The 16,164-nt window shown below is 71.3% G+C and carries 19 protein-coding genes; 7 read left to right on the forward strand and 12 right to left on the reverse strand.

The genetic code is table 11. The features are described from left to right. Positions 1 to 55: 55 nt before the first annotated feature. Positions 56 to 910 (forward strand): spermidine synthase, encoded by an 855-nt coding sequence (locus OG349_RS30680; RefSeq protein ID WP_327237667.1) that lies wholly within the window; start codon positions 56 to 58, stop codon positions 908 to 910. Here OG349_RS30680 and OG349_RS30685 read toward each other — a convergent pair. After that, positions 863 to 2,221: an MFS transporter gene (locus tag OG349_RS30685; protein WP_327237668.1), complete on the reverse strand. Its 1,359-nt coding sequence runs from the start codon at positions 2,219 to 2,221 to the stop codon at positions 863 to 865. The genes OG349_RS30680 and OG349_RS30685 overlap by 48 nt on opposite strands. A 105-nt stretch (positions 2,222 to 2,326) precedes the next feature. After that, the gene (locus OG349_RS30690; protein WP_327237669.1) at positions 2,327 to 3,391 is read right to left on the reverse strand and encodes a hypothetical protein; all 1,065 of its coding nucleotides are present in this window, start codon (positions 3,389 to 3,391) and stop codon (positions 2,327 to 2,329) included. Between the two features lie 109 nt (positions 3,392 to 3,500). Between OG349_RS30690 and OG349_RS30695 the strand changes: the two genes are divergently transcribed. Both OG349_RS30695 and OG349_RS30700 read left to right on the forward strand, forming a co-directional pair. Beyond that, on the forward strand, positions 3,501 to 3,938 hold the full coding sequence (locus tag OG349_RS30695; RefSeq protein WP_327238791.1) for a DUF4442 domain-containing protein: 438 nt from the start codon (positions 3,501 to 3,503) through the stop codon (positions 3,936 to 3,938). A gap of 74 nt (positions 3,939 to 4,012) precedes the next feature. Further along, positions 4,013 to 4,681 (forward strand): DedA family protein, encoded by a 669-nt coding sequence (locus OG349_RS30700; RefSeq protein ID WP_327237670.1) that lies wholly within the window; start codon positions 4,013 to 4,015, stop codon positions 4,679 to 4,681. 29 nt (positions 4,682 to 4,710) lie between these two features. Here OG349_RS30700 and OG349_RS30705 read toward each other — a convergent pair whose 3' ends face one another. Continuing rightward, positions 4,711 to 5,259, reverse strand: a complete 549-nt coding sequence (locus OG349_RS30705) for a gamma carbonic anhydrase family protein (RefSeq protein ID WP_327237671.1) — start codon at positions 5,257 to 5,259, stop codon at positions 4,711 to 4,713. 168 nt (positions 5,260 to 5,427) lie between these two features. On the opposite strand from OG349_RS30705, the gene OG349_RS30710 reads away from it, so the two are divergent. Continuing rightward, a complete protein-coding gene (locus tag OG349_RS30710; RefSeq protein WP_327237672.1) occupies positions 5,428 to 6,657 on the forward strand; it encodes a cytochrome P450 in 1,230 nt (409 codons plus the stop codon). 90 nt (positions 6,658 to 6,747) lie between these two features. Here OG349_RS30710 and OG349_RS30715 read toward each other — a convergent pair whose 3' ends face one another. From OG349_RS30715 to OG349_RS30735, 5 genes are all read right to left on the reverse strand, one after another. Continuing rightward, positions 6,748 to 8,052, reverse strand: a complete 1,305-nt coding sequence (locus tag OG349_RS30715) for a cytochrome P450 (protein WP_327237673.1) — start codon at positions 8,050 to 8,052, stop codon at positions 6,748 to 6,750. After that, entirely contained in the window at positions 8,049 to 8,663 is a 615-nt protein-coding gene (locus tag OG349_RS30720) for a GTP-binding protein (RefSeq protein WP_327237674.1), read from the reverse strand. Before OG349_RS30720 ends, OG349_RS30715 begins: the two co-directional genes overlap by 4 nt. After that, positions 8,644 to 9,003, reverse strand: coding sequence for a DUF742 domain-containing protein (locus OG349_RS30725; RefSeq protein WP_327237675.1), 360 nt, complete (start codon positions 9,001 to 9,003; stop codon positions 8,644 to 8,646). Before OG349_RS30725 ends, OG349_RS30720 begins: the two co-directional genes overlap by 20 nt. Beyond that, on the reverse strand, positions 9,000 to 9,419 hold the full coding sequence (locus OG349_RS30730) for a roadblock/LC7 domain-containing protein (protein WP_327237676.1): 420 nt from the start codon (positions 9,417 to 9,419) through the stop codon (positions 9,000 to 9,002). Before OG349_RS30730 ends, OG349_RS30725 begins: the two co-directional genes overlap by 4 nt. Positions 9,420 to 9,483: 64 nt before the next feature. Continuing rightward, a complete protein-coding gene (locus tag OG349_RS30735) occupies positions 9,484 to 11,205 on the reverse strand; it encodes a sensor histidine kinase (RefSeq protein ID WP_327237677.1) in 1,722 nt (573 codons plus the stop codon). 283 nt (positions 11,206 to 11,488) lie between these two features. On the opposite strand from OG349_RS30735, the gene OG349_RS30740 reads away from it, so the two are divergent. Next, entirely contained in the window at positions 11,489 to 12,229 is a 741-nt protein-coding gene (locus tag OG349_RS30740) for an acyltransferase (protein WP_327237678.1), read from the forward strand. Positions 12,230 to 12,340: 111 nt separating this feature from the next. Next, a complete protein-coding gene (locus OG349_RS30745) occupies positions 12,341 to 12,895 on the forward strand; it encodes a YbaK/EbsC family protein (protein ID WP_327237679.1) in 555 nt (184 codons plus the stop codon). Between the two features lie 75 nt (positions 12,896 to 12,970). On the opposite strand, the gene OG349_RS30750 is transcribed toward OG349_RS30745, so the two are convergent. Beyond that, positions 12,971 to 13,378, reverse strand: coding sequence for a CoA-binding protein (locus tag OG349_RS30750; RefSeq protein WP_161309843.1), 408 nt, complete (start codon positions 13,376 to 13,378; stop codon positions 12,971 to 12,973). 85 nt (positions 13,379 to 13,463) lie between these two features. Here OG349_RS30750 and OG349_RS30755 point away from each other — a divergent pair, with 85 nt between their 5' ends. After that, a complete protein-coding gene (locus tag OG349_RS30755; protein ID WP_327237680.1) occupies positions 13,464 to 14,090 on the forward strand; it encodes a YigZ family protein in 627 nt (208 codons plus the stop codon). 85 nt (positions 14,091 to 14,175) lie between these two features. Here OG349_RS30755 and OG349_RS30760 read toward each other — a convergent pair whose 3' ends face one another. The 3 genes from OG349_RS30760 to OG349_RS30770 all read right to left on the reverse strand — a co-directional run bounded on the left by OG349_RS30760 (position 14,176) and on the right by OG349_RS30770 (position 16,100). Next, positions 14,176 to 14,925: an ANTAR domain-containing protein gene (locus tag OG349_RS30760; protein ID WP_442806337.1), complete on the reverse strand. Its 750-nt coding sequence runs from the start codon at positions 14,923 to 14,925 to the stop codon at positions 14,176 to 14,178. Beyond that, the gene (locus OG349_RS30765) at positions 14,922 to 15,647 is read right to left on the reverse strand and encodes an ANTAR domain-containing protein (protein WP_327237682.1); all 726 of its coding nucleotides are present in this window, start codon (positions 15,645 to 15,647) and stop codon (positions 14,922 to 14,924) included. Before OG349_RS30765 ends, OG349_RS30760 begins: the two co-directional genes overlap by 4 nt. Before the next feature lie 63 nt (positions 15,648 to 15,710). Continuing rightward, on the reverse strand, positions 15,711 to 16,100 hold the full coding sequence (locus OG349_RS30770; RefSeq protein ID WP_327237683.1) for an STAS domain-containing protein: 390 nt from the start codon (positions 16,098 to 16,100) through the stop codon (positions 15,711 to 15,713). Between the last annotated feature and the right edge of the window lie 64 nt (positions 16,101 to 16,164).

The following is a 16,164-nucleotide window of genomic DNA, read 5'->3' on the forward strand; positions in this document are numbered from 1 at the left end:
GTGTCCTCAAGCGCCGGACGGGCTGGAGATCAGTGGGGGCGCGCACAATAGGGGGGTGAGCGAGTCGATTCCCGTTGTGCGGGTTGTGGATCATGGGACTGCCAAGCTGATGCCCGATGTCGATCGGGAGCGGGCCTGGTTGTTGACCGTTGACGGGGCGCCCCAGTCGTACGTCGATCTTGACGAGCCCACCCATCTGGAGTTCGAGTACACACGTCGTCTCGCCCATGTCGTCGACTCCGTTGCGCCCCACGCCGAGCCGCTCGCCGTGGTGCATCTCGGCGGTGGTGGGCTCACGCTGCCCCGCTATGTGGCCGTCACCCGGCCGCACTCGCCCCAGCACGTCGTGGAGGCCGACGCCGGGCTGCTGGCGCTGGTGGCCGAGCGGCTGCCGATACCGGTCGGCGTGGGCATCTCCGTGCACCACGCGGACGCCCGCCGCTGGCTCCGGCAGGCGGCGGACCGCTCCGCCGACCTCATCGTCGCCGACGTCTTCGGCGGCTCGCGGATTCCCGCGCACCTCACCTCCGTCGAGTACGCCCGCGAGGCCGAACGGGTCCTCCGTACCGACGGGATCTACATCGCCAACCTCGCCGACGGCGCGCCCTTCGACTTCCTCCGCTCCCAACTGGCCACCTTCGCCCAGGTCTTCGAGGAGCTGGCGCTGATCGCGGAGCCCGGCGTCCTGCGCGGCCGCCGGTTCGGCAACGCCGTGCTCGTCGCCTCGCACTCCGCCATCGACACGGCGGCGCTCGCCCGGCGTACCGCCTCCGACGCCTTCCCGGCCCGCGTTGAGCACGGGTCGTCCCTGGTGAAATTCATCAGGGACGCCACGGCGGTACGGGACGCCGGCGCCGTTCCCTCACCCCGTCCGCCCGACGGTGCCTTCAGCATCGGCGGAGGGGGATGACGGGGATGACGGGGATGACGGGGATGGGGTGGGTGTGGGGGGAGTGGGGGACTTCGTGACCTTTGTCGTACGGCGGCTCAGGCGCCGTACGTCCGGGACCGTCAGCACCGCCGCTGTCAGCAGGACCACCAGCGCCGAGCAGCCCCACAGCGCCGTGTCACGACCGAACGCCTCCTCCGCCGGGCCCGTGAGCGCCGCGGCCAACGGCACCATGCCGATCGAGCCCAGCCAGTCGTAGGCGGCGACCCGGGAGAGCTTGTCCTCCGGGATCTCCTGGTGCAGCGCCGTCATCCACGAGACGCCGAACACCTCGATGGACGCGCCCGTCAGGAACAGCACCGCCGCCAACGGCAGGACCGGCAGCGGTACCGCGAGCGCCGCCGACGGGAGGGCCAGCGGGAAGACGCAGAGCGTGCCCGCGAGCAGCAGCCGCCGGGGGCGCCAGCGCATCATCACCAGAGCGCCGACGACGGTCCCGGCGCCGAAGGCGGCGAGCGCCAGGCCCCAGGGCCCCGCGCCGCCCAACTCCTCCTCGGCGACCAGCGGTCCGTACACCGCCTCGGCCGCCACCACCACCGCGTTGACCACCGCGAACTGCACGACGATCGACCAGAGCCAGGGGCGCCCGGTGAACTCCCGCCAGCCTTCCCGCAGATCGGAGATCATGCCGCCGCCCGGCTTCCGCACCGGGATGTGGCTGACGTCGAGAAAGGCCCGGAGCGAGGCGGCCACCAGGAACGCGGCCGCGTCCACGGCGAGGACCCAGCCGGGGCCGAACGCCGCGATCAGCGCCCCGCCCAGGGCCGCGCCGCCGATCCCGGCGCCGTGCATGGCCATCCGGTAGAGGGCGAAGGCACGGCCGGCCTGTTCGCCGCTGACGCTGGACAGCAGCATGCCCTCGGACGCCGGGGAGAAGAAGGCGTGCCCGGTCCCGCCGAGGGCGGACAGGAGCATCATCTGCCACAGGCGTGGTTCGCCCACGAGCACCAGGAGGGCGAAGGTGCCCTGCGACACGCAGTTGAGGGTGTTGGCGGCGACCATCACCCGATGCCGTGGCAACCGGTCGGCCAGCGCGCCGCCCACCAGCAGGAACAGCACGAGCGGTACGGTCCGCGCGGCGGCCACGAGCCCGACGTCCCCGCCGTCGCCCCCCATCTGGAGCACCGCGAACGCCGAGGCGATCAGGGCCCCTTGGCTGCCCAGATTGGTGACGATCGCGGCGGCCGTCAGCAGGGAGTAGTTGCGGCCGGCCCAGTCGGGGCGACGCGAGGGGCGGGTTCGGCGGCCCGGGGCGCCTGCGGATGCACTCACCCCAGGACTATCCCCGCGGGCGGCCCCTGTGCCAACCGACTATCCGGCCGCCCCGTGTATCGGCCGCCCCGCGAAAACGTGGTGTCCCGCGATCCCGCGGGCCGGTCAGGAGGCGCCCGCCAGCCGTACCGTGCCCATGATCTTCTTCAAGGTCTCGTCCGGCACCTCGTCCGTCACCCCCTTGGCGGCGAACGCCACCCATGTCGCGTACTCACCCTGTGTGTTGACGAACGAGAAGGCGATCGCCTTGCCGTCGGTCTCGCACTTGGTCTTCTTGGTGACGCCCGTGGTGGTCGAGATCGAGTAACTGCCCTCCAGCCCGGACGTGGTGGTGAACGGCGCGCCCTTGCTGGTCTTCAGGATGGTCTTGAGCTTCGCCTCCGGCTCCTTCTGGGCGTAGGCGGCCCAGACCAGGTTGCTCGCCTGGATCTCCGCCGACGACGGCGTGTCCTTCGCGCCCCTGGCGCCCTTGGTGCCCGTCCCGACCAGGCTGCTGTCCTCGGTCTCGCCGTTCCGGTCGGCGTCCTGCGAGCACCACTTGGACTTGTAGAAGGCGGGGGCGGAGAAGGAGAAGATGGGCGAGCCGTCCCCCTTCTTCTCGTCCTCGAAGAACGTGGCGACGGTGGGCTTCTCCACCTCCCAGTCCGCCGGAACGTCGAACAGCGTCCCGTACTTGGGGTTGCTGACGACCTTCCAGCCCGTGATCTGCGGCTTGGCCGCGGCGGCCCCGTCGCGGGGATTGGCCGCGGGGCTCGACGTGCTCGGCTTCGCGGACACCGAAGGCTTCTGGTCGTCGCCCTTGGTGTCCTTCGCGCTGTCGTCGCTCCCGCCGAGCACGAGAAATCCGGTGACGCCCGCCGCCACGACCACGGCCAGGGCCGCGACGATCGCGACCACCGTCGTCTTCCTTCCGCCGCCCGACGGACCCGGGCCGCCCGGTCCCGGCGGCCCGGGCACCGCGTACTGCGGCACGGTCGGCTGCTGGTACGGGTTCGGGGCGGCCGGATATCCGGGCTGCTGCTGGTAACCGGGTTGCTGCGGGTAGCCGGGCTGCTGATACGGATTCGGCTGCGCGTATCCCGGTTGCTGGTACCCCGGCTGCTGGTACGGATTGGGATTCTGGTCCTGCGGGTTCTGCTCGCCCCCGGGCGGCTGCTGTCCTGGCCACATGGCGAGTAACGATAGAGGGGCCGTACCCCGGCCGCCACGGCCGCCCCGTCAGGGTATGGCCAAGCCGCACTACTCATGAGTAACATCTTGTCGCATGAGCGCTGATCAGATGTCCGTCGGTGAACTGCTCACCGCCACCGTGCCCATGGCCAGGACCCTGGAGCTGGAATTCGTCGAGACGACTCCCGAGCGGGCCGTGGTCCGGCTGCCCGACCGCCCCGAATACCACAACCACGTCGGCGGACCGCACGCCGGAGCGATGTTCACGCTGGCCGAGTCCGCGAGCGGCGCGATCGTGATCGCCGCGTTCGGCGACCAGCTCCACCGTGCCGTACCGCTCGCCGTCAACGCGGCGATCAGCTATCGGAAGCTCGCCATGGGGGTCGTCACGGCGACCGCGTCGCTCGGCCGCCCGGTGGCGGACGTCGTCGCGCAGCTGGACGCGGGGGAGCGGCCCGAGTTTCCCGTCACCGTGGACCTCACCCGCGCGGACGGCGCGGTGACCGCCGAGATGACCGTCGTCTGGACGCTGCGACCGAACGCCTGACTGTCCCCGGTCACCAGGTAGGCTTCCCGCCGTACAGCCGCAGCAGGTTTACGGGTATACGGGAGGAACCGGCGTTGCACGTCCAGGAGTGGCTCGAGACCGTGCCCGCGGTCAGCATCTATCTCCTGGTGGGGCTGGTGATCGGGCTGGAAAGCCTCGGCATCCCGCTGCCCGGTGAGATCGTCCTTGTCAGTGCGGCGCTGCTGGCGTCCCAGCACGGTGACATCAATCCGTACATCCTCGGTGCGTGTGCCTCGGCCGGCGCGATCATCGGGGACTCGATCGGTTACGCCATCGGGCGCCGTGGCGGCAGGCCGCTGCTCGCGTGGCTGGGCGGCAGGTTCCCCAAGCACTTCGGCGAGGCCCAGATCTCCATGGCGGAGCGGTCCTTCGAGAAGTGGGGCATGTGGGCGGTCTTCTTCGGCCGTTTTGTGGCGCTGCTGCGGATCTTCGCGGGGCCGCTGGCGGGGGTCCTGCACATGCCGTACTGGAAGTTCCTGATCGCGAACGTGTTCGGCGGGATCGTGTGGGCCGGGGGGACGACGGCGGTCATCTACACGGTGGGTGTGGTGGCCGAGCCGTGGCTCAAGCGGTTCTCCTGGGTGGGGTTGGCTTTGGCGGTGTTGATCGGGGTGGGGTCGATGCTGGTGTTGCGGAACCGGGCGAAGAAGTCCGCGGCGGCCGCGTCGGGCGCGGCCGCGGTGGAGTCGGGTGCGCCGGAGTCGGTGCGGGCCGGGGAGTAGGCGGGGCCGTCCGCCGGGATGGGGTGTCCTCAATCGCCGGACGGGCTTGAGATGCCGTGTGCTTCCCGGTGCGTTTTCGTGAGGGCCAGGTAGACCGCCGCGTTCAGTTTGATGCCCTCCTTTTCCTCCTCCGTCAGCTGTCGGCGCACCTTCGCCGGTACCCCCGCGACCATTGAGCCCGGTGGCACCCGCATTCCCTGGGGTACGAGCGCCTGCGCCGCGATCAGGGAGCCCGCGCCGATGTGCGCGCCGTTCAGGACCGTCGCGCCCATGCCGATCAGTACGTCGTCCTCGACGACACACCCGTGCAGCACCGCGTTGTGGCCCACCGACACCCGCGCGCCGACGGACAGCGGGGAGCCCGGGTCCGAGTGCAGCGTGCAGTTGTCCTGGATGTTGCAGTCCGTGCCGAGCAGGATCGGGCCGCAGTCGGCCCGCAGCACCGTGTGGTACCAGACGCTGGCGCCCGCCGCCACGGTCACCTCGCCCACCACCACACAGGTCGGCGCGAGGAAGGCGCCCGGATCGATCCGGGGGTCCTTGCCCGCCAGCCCCGTGACCAATGCCTCGTGCGTCATGCCGTCTCTCCCCGTCTCGCCTCCGGTATTCGTACGAACCGTAGGCGACCCTCGCCGGCCTTTCGACACCAGGTCGGGCCGCCCTCGGGGGTGTCTCTTCTGATGGATCATCAATAAACTGTGCGGGCAGGGATGTTCCGATCGTGTGGGTCGATCCGAGGGAGCTCCATGGCCACCGCACAGCAGATCCCCGACATTCTCTCCGCCGAGTTCGCCGCCGATCCCTATCCGGCCTACCGCGCCATGCGCGAACACGCGCCCCTCATCTGGCACGAGGCCACCCGCAGCTGGATCATCTCGCGGTACGACGACGTGGAACGGGCCTTCAAGGACCGGGAGTCGGTGTTCACCACCGACAACTACGACTGGCAGATCGCGCCCGTGCACGGAAAGACGATCCTCCAGCTCAGCGGGCGGGAGCACGCCGTACGCCGGGCGCTCGTCGCTCCCGCCTTCCGCGGCGACGACCTCCAGCGGAAGTTCCTGCCGGTCATCGACCGCAACGCCCGCGAGCTGATCGACACCTTCCGGCACACCGGTACCGTCGACCTGGTGGAGGCCTTCGCCACCCGCTTCCCCATCAACGTCATCGTGGACATGCTGGGCTTGGACAAGTCCGACCACGCGCGCTTCCACACCTGGTACACCGCCGTCATCGCCTTCCTCGGCAACCTCTCCGGCGACCCCCGGGTCACGGCGGACGGGGAGCGGACCCGGGTCGAGTTCGCCGAGTACATGATCCCGATCATCCATGCCCGGCGGGACAACCTGGGCGACGACCTCCTCTCCACCCTCTGCGCCGCCGAGGTCGACGGCGTACGGATGAGTGACGAGGACATCAAATCCTTCTGTAGTCTCCTGCTCGCCGCCGGCGGTGAGACCACCGACAAGGCGATCGCCTCGCTCTTCGCGAACCTGCTGCTCCACCCCGAACAGCTCGCGGCCGTACGGGAGGACAGGAGCCTGATCCCGCGGGCCTTCGCGGAGACGCTCCGGTTCACCCCGCCGGTCCACATGATCATGCGGCAGACCGCCGTGGACGTCGAGGTGAGCGGCGGCACGATACCGTCCGGCGCCACGGTCACCTGTCTGATCGGCGCGGCCAACCGGGACAGCTCCCGCTACGCGGAGCCCGACACCTTCGACATCTTCCGGGACGACCTGACCACGACCACCGCGTTCTCCGCCGCCGCCGATCACCTGGCGTTCGCGCTCGGCAGGCACTTCTGCGTCGGCGCCCTGCTGGCCAAGGCGGAGATCGAGTCCGGCGTCGGCCAACTGCTCGACGCCATGCCGGACGTCCGTCTCGCCGACGGCTTCGACCCGGTGGAGCAGGGTGTGTTCACCCGGGGACCCAGGTCCCTGCCGGTGGTGTTCACCCCCGCCGCTCCCGCGTGACATCCGGCCGTACGACCGGTCCGGGAACCGCTGTCCCGGGCCGGGCGTGCGGGAGCCGACGTCCCGGCCCTGCCCCTGGGCCGCCCGGCCTCAGCGCGCCGCGGGCGTGAACTGAACCGGCAGCGACATCAGACCGCGCATCCAGATCGAGGGCCGCCAGCGCAGCTCGTGCGGTTCCACCGACAGCACCACGTCGGGCAGCCGCTCCAGCAGCGTCTCGATCGCGGTCCTGGCGATGACATCGGCCAGCAGCGGCGCCGGATAGGGGCAGCGGTGCTCGCCGTTGCTGAACGACAGGTGCGCGGAGTTCTCCGCGCCGACCGCGCCGCCCGGCCAGATCAGCGGATCCGTGTTGGCCGCCGCCAGTCCCAGGACCAGACAGTCGCCCGCCTTGATCTGCCGGCCGCCCAACTGGGTGTCCCGCACGGCCCATCGGCCGATGAAATTCTGCGTCGGTGTGTCCAGCCAGAGGACCTCGTTCAGCGCCTGCCCCACCCCGATCCGGCCGCCCGACACGTTCAGCGCGAACCGGTCGTCGGTCAGCAGCAGACGCAGCGTGTTGCAGATCCAGTTGGCCGTCGGCTGCTGCGCGGCGGCGATGACCGTGATCAGGTCCTGGACGATCTCGGCGTCGGTGAGGCCCGCCGGATGGGTCAGCATCCGGGACGTGATGTCCGAACCGGGGCTGGCCCGCTTGTCCTTGACCAGCTGCTCGATCCGCGCCTGCACCCGCAGGTACGCGGCCACCGGGTCGTCGTCCTCCGCCGCGTCCAGGGAGACCCGCAGGTCCCGTACGAGATCGTCGGTGTCCACGCTGCCGCCCGGCATCCCGCACAGCCGGACCACGGCACGCATCGGCAGCGCGTGCGCGTACGACGTCATCAGCTCGGCCTGACCGCCGCCCGCGAACCCGTCGATGAGCGCCTCGGCGATCTCCCGGCACAGTTGGGCGAGTTCGAACTGGTCGATCGCCTCCAGCGCCTCGGTGATCACACCGGCCCTGCGCTGGTGTTCCGTACCCTCCGTGAAGAGCACCGACGGCTGGTGGCCGACGTACGGCATCAGCGGCCAGTCGGCGGGGATGGCGTCCCACTGGTTCCAGCGGCGCGAGTCGCGGGCGAACAGCTCGTCGTGGCCGGTGACGTACGAGACCTCGGAGTAACCGAGCACCAGCCAGGCGGGGATGTCGCCGTCGAGGAGGACGGGCGCGACCGTGCCGTGCCGGCGGCGCAGGGCGCGGTACAGCTCGGACGGGGTCTGCTGGAACTCCAGACCGCTCAACGACACCGCGCCCGGGTGCGCGGGACAGCCCGGCGGAGGCGCGCCGCCGGGCTCGGTGGGCTCCGCCGGTCCGGGCAGGTGGTCCGCCAGGGGATCCGTCGTGGGTTCGGTCATGGGGTCAACTCCCGTGCCATGGCCAGTTCGTAGAGGTGGTCCACGAGGGTGATCAGGACGTTCTTGCCGGAGGAGCGCACCCGTGCGTCGCAGTCGATCAGCGGCACGTGGTCCGCCAGCGACAGCGCCTGCCGGATCTCGTCCAGGGAGAACGCGGAGACGTCGTCGTCGAACCGGTTGACCGCGACCACGAACGGGGTCCTGTGGTGTTCGAGCCGGTCGATGGCGTACCACGATTCGCTCATGCGCCGGGTGTCGACCAGGACCACCGCGCCGAGGGTGCCGGAGAACAGCCGGTCCCACAGGAACCAGAACCGCTCCTGGCCCGGCGCCCCGAACAGGTAGAGCACCATGCGGTCGTTGAGACTGATCCGGCCGAAGTCGAAGGCCACAGTGGTGGTCGTCTTGGTGGTCAGCCCGGCCGGGTCGTCCACACCGGCACCCGCCTGTGTCATGACCTCCTCGGTGTTGAGCGGACGGATCTCGCTGACCGACCGTACGAGCGTGGTCTTGCCGACCCCGAACCCGCCCACCACCACGATCTTGAGACCGGTCTCCGCCCCGTCGGCCAGGGGTGTACGGCCCGGCAGTTCAGAGAGCATGGAGTCCATGGAGCACCTCCTTGAGAAAGGCGGAGTCGGGCGGTGTGGTGACCGACCGCCCGGCGCGGGGGCGGCGGGCGGTGATACGGCCCGTCGCGAGGAGATCGCCGAGCAGGATCCGTACCACCGTCACGGGCAGTCCCACCTCGGCGGAGATCTCCACGACCGCGGTGGGATGACGGCACAGACCGAGGATCCTGGCGTGCTCCGACTGCATGCCCGGGGTGGGTTCGCACTCGGCGACGATCAGGGTGACCAGGTCGAACGTGTCGTCGTCGACCCGGCTGCGGCCACCGGTGACGGTGTACAGCCGGTGGGGGTCCCCGGTGTCGACGGGCTTGCGGATCATGACGGGGAACTCTCCCGGTCGGGTGTGCGCGGCTCGGCCCGCAGGTGCTCACCGATCTGTTCGACCAGCTCGGTCATCCGGTGGCCCACCACGCCCGGGTCGGCGCCGTCCTCGGCGACGACCGCGAGGTGGGCCCCCTCACCGGCCTCCACGACGAACAGCAGCCCGCCGTGGAACTCGGTCATCGAGTGCCGTACGCCTCCGCTGCCGTTGCCGAACTCCACCGAGGCGCCCTGGGCGAGCGCCTGGATGCCGGAGCAGATCGCGGCGAGCTGGTCGGCCTGGTCGACCGTGAGGAAGCGGCTCCAGCAGAGTTTGAGCCCGTCGCGGGAGAGGACCAGGGCGTGGCGGGTGCCGGGGGTGCGTTCCAGCAGGCTCTCCAGGAGCCAGGTCAGACTGTTGTCAGTGGTCTGCATGATCCTGATCTCGCGTTCCGGGTGGGGGACTTGGGGGGCTTGGAGGCTTGTGCGCGGGTGGTCGCTAGGGCGTGTCGTCCGGCGGGCGGTGGCCATGACGGGCGCGATGGAACGCGCCGAACTGGGAGCCGGCGTCGCGGCCTGTGCGGGGCGCGCCGGTTTCCGGTTCGGGCTCCGGGCGGCCCCGGTCGGCGGCGGCCATCGTGCGTCCCGGAGGCCGTACCGGCAGCCCGTTGGGCGTCGCCACGCGGGGGCCGTCGCCCGGCGCGGCGGGAGCGGGCGACGGTGTGTCGGCGCGTTCGGGGCGTACGGTCTGCTCCGGGAACGCCGTCCGCTCCGGTCGTACGGCCTGCTCGGGTCGTACGGCCTGCTCGGGTCGCACAGCCTGTTCCGGGAACGCGTCCTGCTCCGTCCGTACGGCCTGCTCCGGAAGCACAGACCGCTGCTGGGCGAGCAGTTGCGGCGGGAAGAGGACGACCACGCCCGTACCGCCGCGCGAGGACGGCCGGTAGTTGACGCTCAGGTGGTACTTGGCGGCCAGCCGCCCCACGACCGCGAGCCCGAGCCGGGTCCCCTGGAGCACCGCCAGGTCGTTCATCCGGCCCGACACGGACTCCTCGGCCCGGCGCATCGCCGCGTCCGCCATCTTGAGGCCACTGTCCTCGATGGTCACCACGATCCCCGCCGTGCGCTCCTCCACGTAGACGTGTACCTCGTCGATGGGCGGGGAGAAGTTCGCCGCGTTGTCCATCAGTTCGGCGAGAAGGTGCATCACGCCCTCGGCGGCGAACCCGGCGATCGCGGCGGTGCTGGAGCAGTGCAGCCGTACCCGCTGATAGGCGGCGATACGGCCCACCGCGCCGCGCAGGATGGACTCCATCGGGATCGGCTTGTTCCAGGCACGGCTGGCACGGCCGCCCATCAGCAGGGCCAGCCGGTCGGTGAGCAGCCCGAGTTGGGAGGTGTTGTGGTCGAGCCTCAGCAGGTCGCCGAACACCTCTTCGCCGTACTTGTCCTGCATCTCGCGCAGATCGGCGAGCATGCTCACGGCCTTGGCCTGCACGCGGCTCAGCGCCTTGGCGCTGGCCGCCTGCGCGGCAGCGCCCCGCCGCTCACTGGTGGCGAACTCGCGGACGATCGAGTCCACCAGGATCCGCAGCCGCGGATCCGTGGGGGGTTCGAGACCGCCGAGCACGGTGTCCGCCGAGCCGCCGGAACGCAGCCCGCCGAGCGCCTCGGGGATCGTCCTCGTCATCAGGAGATCGAGGTCGTCCGCGGCCCGGGCGAGCTGCCCGACGGCCTTCGCGCACTCCGCGCGCGAGTCGGCCGCGCGCTGTTCCGACGCGGCGACCTCGGCGGCGAACACGTCCAGCAGCCGGCGCAGTTGCGGGTCCGACGGCGCGGTGGTGGAGGCGGTCGCGGCCTCGGCGCTCGCGCCGTCCCGCAGGCGCTTGACCACCGAGGGCAGCGAGACGTTCAGCAGATGCGCCGATTCGCCGCCGAGCTGGGCCAGTTGGGTCTGCGCGGTCCTGACCTCGCCGTCCGCCGTGACCGCGCCCCGGCGGCCCTGGCGTACCAGCACGACGGCGGCGACGACGGTGACCGCCACGCAGGCCCAGGCTCCGGCGGCGGTGGCCGTCACCCAGGCGCGGGCCGGCCCGGGAGCCGCCGCGGCCACCGCGACCGCGGCGGCGCCGGCGACCACCAGCACGGCCAGGGGGACGGTCAACGACAGCGATCGTGCGGGGCGTATGCGGTGCGGGCTGGGGGTGACAGGCACTGACATTCCGCGGTCCCTCGGTACTTGGAGTGTGTGGGGGGAGACAGAGAGTGGCGCTCATGCTAGCCACGGCGTCGCGTCCCGAGGCCCGCGAAAGGCCGGTGCCAGCCCTACGGGGGAGTTAGCGCGGAAGTGCTCCTGACGGGCGGGGCGCCGTGATACGGGAGGGGGTGCCGGGACAGGGGAGGGGACGGTGTGACAGCGGACGGACCGGTTCCGCCTGGGCCTGGGGGGAAGATCACAGGTCCGCGCCCGGCTCGTCCTGTCCGCTCCCCTCTACGGTGAGTGCGTGCCGAAGAACGGAAACGTCCTCTCCTCGCTGGCCGCCTGGCGCCGCGCTCTCGCGTCGCGCGCCGTCCAGCGCGGCTGGCGCTGGATCCAGGACACCGGCGCCGTCACCGCCGAGCATCCTGGGCGGCTGCGCTTCGCCAGGATCGGCGCCGGCACGCGGCTGGCGTTCCCGCAGGGCACGGTGTTCGGCGAGGCGTGGATCGAGCTGGGCGACCATTGCGTCATAGGTGAGCAGGTCACGCTGACCGCCGGGATGATGCCCGGCCTGGACCTCGGGCCCGCGACGGTCCTGACGCTGGGCGACGGGGTGGTGCTCGGGCGGGGCAGCCATGTCATCGCCGACACCACGGTGACCATCGGCTCGGACACGTACTGCGGTCCGTACGTCTACATCACGTCGACCAACCACAGCTACGACGATCCGGGGACGCCCGTCGGGAAGCAGTGGCCCAGGGTCGAGCCCGTCGAGATCGGGTCCGGTTGCTGGCTCGGTACGGGCGCGGTCATCCTGCCGGGCGCGCGGCTCGGCAGGAACGTGGTCGTGGCCGCGGGGGCGGTGGTACGGGGCGAGGTGCCGGACCACGCGGTGGTGGCGGGGGCCCCGGCCCGGATCGTACGGAGCTGGGACCCGGAGCGGGGCTGGCAGCCGCCGCTGCGCACCCCGGCGCCGGTACCGATCCCGGAGGGGATCACGCCGGAACAGCTGCTGGCGCTGTCGGAGTTGGACCCTGACGGCTGACGGCTGACGGCTGACGGCTGACGGGTGACCTGTGATGGGTGACCGGTGACCGGTGCGGTTGACGGCTCACACCCGTCGGTCGTGCACCTGCCGTGCGTTAGCGTGACGTCCATGCGCGCACCCATCGGAAACTTCACCGACGCCCGACCCGCCCCGGACTGCCTCGACCTGCTCACCGAACCGGTCGCCCGGGCCGTACGCGCCTGGCAGGGCGCCGTCCCCGCCGACCAGTTGGTGTTCGTGGACACCGATCCGGCGATCGCGGACACGGCCGTCTTCGTCGAGCACCACGGCGCCGAGCTGCTGGACCAGTCGGCCAACTGCGTCGTGGTGGCGGGCAAACGCGCGGGCGGGACGACCCTCGCCGCCTGCGTCGTCCTCTCCCGTACCCGGGTCGACGTCAACGGTGTCGTACGCAGACAACTGGGCGCGCGCAAGGCGTCGTTCGCCCCGATGGACACGGCCGTGGGCGAGACGGGCATGGAGTACGGCGGCATCACCCCGATCGGACTGCCCGCCGACTGGCCGCTTTTCGTGGACTCCGCCGTGCTGGACACGGAATGGGTCCTCATCGGCAGCGGCCGCCGCCGGGGCAAGCTCATCGTGCCCGGCAAGGCCTTCGCGGACCTGCCGGGCGCGGTGGTGCTGGAGGCACTGGGTATCTGAGGCGGGGGAGGCCCGGCCGGTACGACCCGGCCGTCCGACCTCCGTACCCTCCTCGTCGGGACCGTCGCCCTCGGCTCAGCCGAGACGCGGGATCTCGATGGCGGGGCAGCGGTCCATGACCATCGCCAGACCGGCGTCGCGGGTCCGGTCGTACGCCTGCTCGTCGATCACCCCGAGCTGGAACCAGACGGCCTTCGCCCCGATGGCCACGGCGTCGTCCGCGACCGCGCCGGCCTGCTCGCTGTTGACGAAGACGTCCACGACGTCGACGGGGAAGGGGATGTCCGCCAGCGAGGCGTACCCCTGTTCGCCGTGAACCGTCTCGGCCTTGGGATGCACCGGTACCACCCGCTTCCCGAAGCGCTGGAGCACGGCCGCGACCCCGTAGGCCGCCCGCGAGGTGTTGGTGGACAGGCCCACGACCGCCCAGGTGTCCCCGGTCGAGGTGAGTATCCGGCGGATGGTCTTCTCGTCTGCGTACATGTCCGGGACAACGGGTGGCCCGCCCCGGTCATTCCCGCGTATTCCGGCGGGTCCGCAGGCCGGCGGCCCCGCATAGGGTGGGGTGATGCAGGAGCAGTACCGGACCGTCGCCCGTGCGGGCGTGCACGAGACCGAGGTCAACCGGTCGCGTTTTCTGTGCGCCCTCGCGCCCGTCGCCGACGAGCGCGAGGCGCAGGAGTTCGTGGCGGGGATCCGCAAGGAGCACCCGGCGGCGAGTCACCACTGCTTCGCTTACGTGATCGGCGCCGACGCCTCCGTACAGAAGGCGAGCGACGACGGGGAGCCGGGCGGGACCGCCGGGGTGCCGATGCTCGACATGCTGCTGCGCCGCGAGATGCGGTACGTCGTCGTGGTCGTCACCCGCTACTACGGCGGGGTCAAGCTGGGCGCGGGCGGGCTGATCAGGGCGTACGGGGGAGCGGTCGGCGAGGCGCTGGACGTGGTCGGCTTCCGGACCCGGCGGCGCTTCCGGCTCGCCGCCGTCACCGTCGACCACCAGCGCGCCGGCAAGCTGGAGAACGATCTGCGGGCCACCGGGCGCGCGGTCCGCGAGGTGCGGTACGCGGAGGCGGTGACCATCGGGATCAGGCTGCCGGACGGGGAGGTCGACACGTTCCGGGCCTGGCTCGCGGACACCACGGCGGGGACGGCCGTGCTGGAACTGGGCGGAGAGGCGTACGGGGACGGATGAGGGCCCTCGGACGGCGCCCGGCCCCGCGTGCGCCGCGGCGCTCCCGGTGACTCAGAGGCTGGGCCGGCTCAGAGGCTCGGCTGAATCAGAGGCTCGGCGCCGGCGCCGGGATCAGTGTGGTGTCGAAGCCGCCGGTGATGATCTCGGCCGCGAAGTCCGCCAGCCGCAGCCGGTGCGCGCGGGCGTAGGCGCGGAAGGCCTCGAAGGACTCGTCCACGGACGCACCCCAGCGCTCGGCGAGGATCCCCTTCACCTGCTCGATCAGCACCCTGCTGGTCAGTGCCGCCTGGAGCTGGCTCGTCTCCACGTGCGACTGCTCCAGCGTGCGCTGCTGGAGGATGGCGATCGTCGCGACGTCCGCGAGCGCCTGCGCGAGGGCCAGTTGCCCTTCGCCGAGCGGGTGCGGCTCGTTCTGGAAGAGGTTCAGCGCGCCGACCACGCGGTCCCGCAGCCGCAGGGGCAGCGCGTGGGTGGTCACGTACCCCGTCGCGCGCGCCTGTGCGGTGAAGCGCGGCCACTTCTCGGCGGCCGCGTCGTCCGTCAGGTCGATGTTGGGGCTCGCCACACCCGTGGCGTAGCACTCCACGCACGGACCCTGGTCGTGCTGCACGGCGAACAGTTCGAGCAGCCGGGCGTGCTCGTCGGACGCGGCCATGATCTGCAACTCGCCGTGCACGTCCGCCAGCATGATGCCCGCCGCGTCGACGTCGAGCAGTTCGATGCAGCGGGTGGACAGCCGCTGGAGCAGATCGATGACGTCGAAGTCGTCGATCAGGGAGTCGGCGACCTCCACAAAGATCTCCGCCAGGCGTTGTTCGCGGGCCATGCCGATCATCTCTTTCCACCGTCGGGCGAACGCGGCCCGTTCTTATGGTCCTCGAATCGAAGCTTTCTGGCTACCACATCCGACGCGACCTCGCTCAGCGTCCGCTCACTGCCGTACGCGAAGGCGCGCAGCCGGACGAGCGCCTCCGCCAGCTCCACCCCCAGCTGCACACTGATCATGCCGGTCGCCTGGTGGACCACCGCACGGTGTACCTCCGACGACGGGGACACCGCCTGCCGGTCGCCCCTGACCCGTGTGTCCTGGTCGTCCAGGAAAGCCGTGGTCAGCGCCGCCGTGAGCGCCAGCGCGTCCGCGATCTGCTGGCGCGACAACCCGCGGTTGTCATGGCGCACGACGGTCATGACACCCAAACGGATGGCGCCTATGCCGAGGGGGAAGCAGAAGACGCCCCGCACCGGGGTGGCCAGCGCGGCCGGCAGCAGGGCCGGCCACCGCTCGGGTCGTACGCGCGCCAGATCGGGCTCCAGGACGACCACACCCGTACGGACCGCCTCGGGTCCCGGGCCTTCCCCGAAGGTGAACTGGAGCTCCTCGAAACGGGCGCTGCTCCCGGGGTAGCACCACAAGGGCTCGACCAGCGGGCCGTCGTCCAGGAGGAGGGACACGGCGACCCCGTCGACCCCGAGGGCCTGTACGCAGACGGCCGCCAGGTCCTTGTCCCCGCCGAGGCCCAGGGTCCGCAGGACTTCGGCCATGCCGTCGCTGATCACGGTGTCCGTCCTGATCGCTGTGGCCGGTGTCCTGGGCGCGGCGCCCGGCGACTCCCGGTGACCTTACGCGCTCCCACCGGAGGGCGCGCCCTGTTCCCGGGGCGGCGGGGCGTCCGCGACGTGGCCACGCCGGGCGTCCTGGACGCTCAGGTACTGGGGGAACAGTTCCGCGAGCCGGGCCGCGCGGAACACGATCCCGACGCTGCGGCGTGTGTAGACGACCCTGGCCCAGCCGCCGCGGTGCCGGCAGTCGTCCCAGGCCGCGCAGAGCGGGTCGAGGGCGCTGCCGTCCATGAAGGACACGGCGGTCAGGTCCACCACCAGCCGGGGCGGTCGCGGCACGTCCCGTACGGTCCGCAGCTCGTGCGCGAAGCGGGGGACGGTCGTCAGGTCGAGTTCACCCGTCGCCCTGACCACCTGGCACGTGTCGGGGGGATCGGTGAGGGAACCCATCCGTGGCCAACTCCTCTGGGTCTGGTCGCCGGGGGCCGGGACACGGTTCATCAGCGCGGCCAGC

The organism is Streptomyces sp. NBC_01317 (genome assembly GCF_035961655.1).
In the GTDB taxonomy this organism is placed as follows: Bacteria; Actinomycetota; Actinomycetes; order Streptomycetales; family Streptomycetaceae; genus Streptomyces.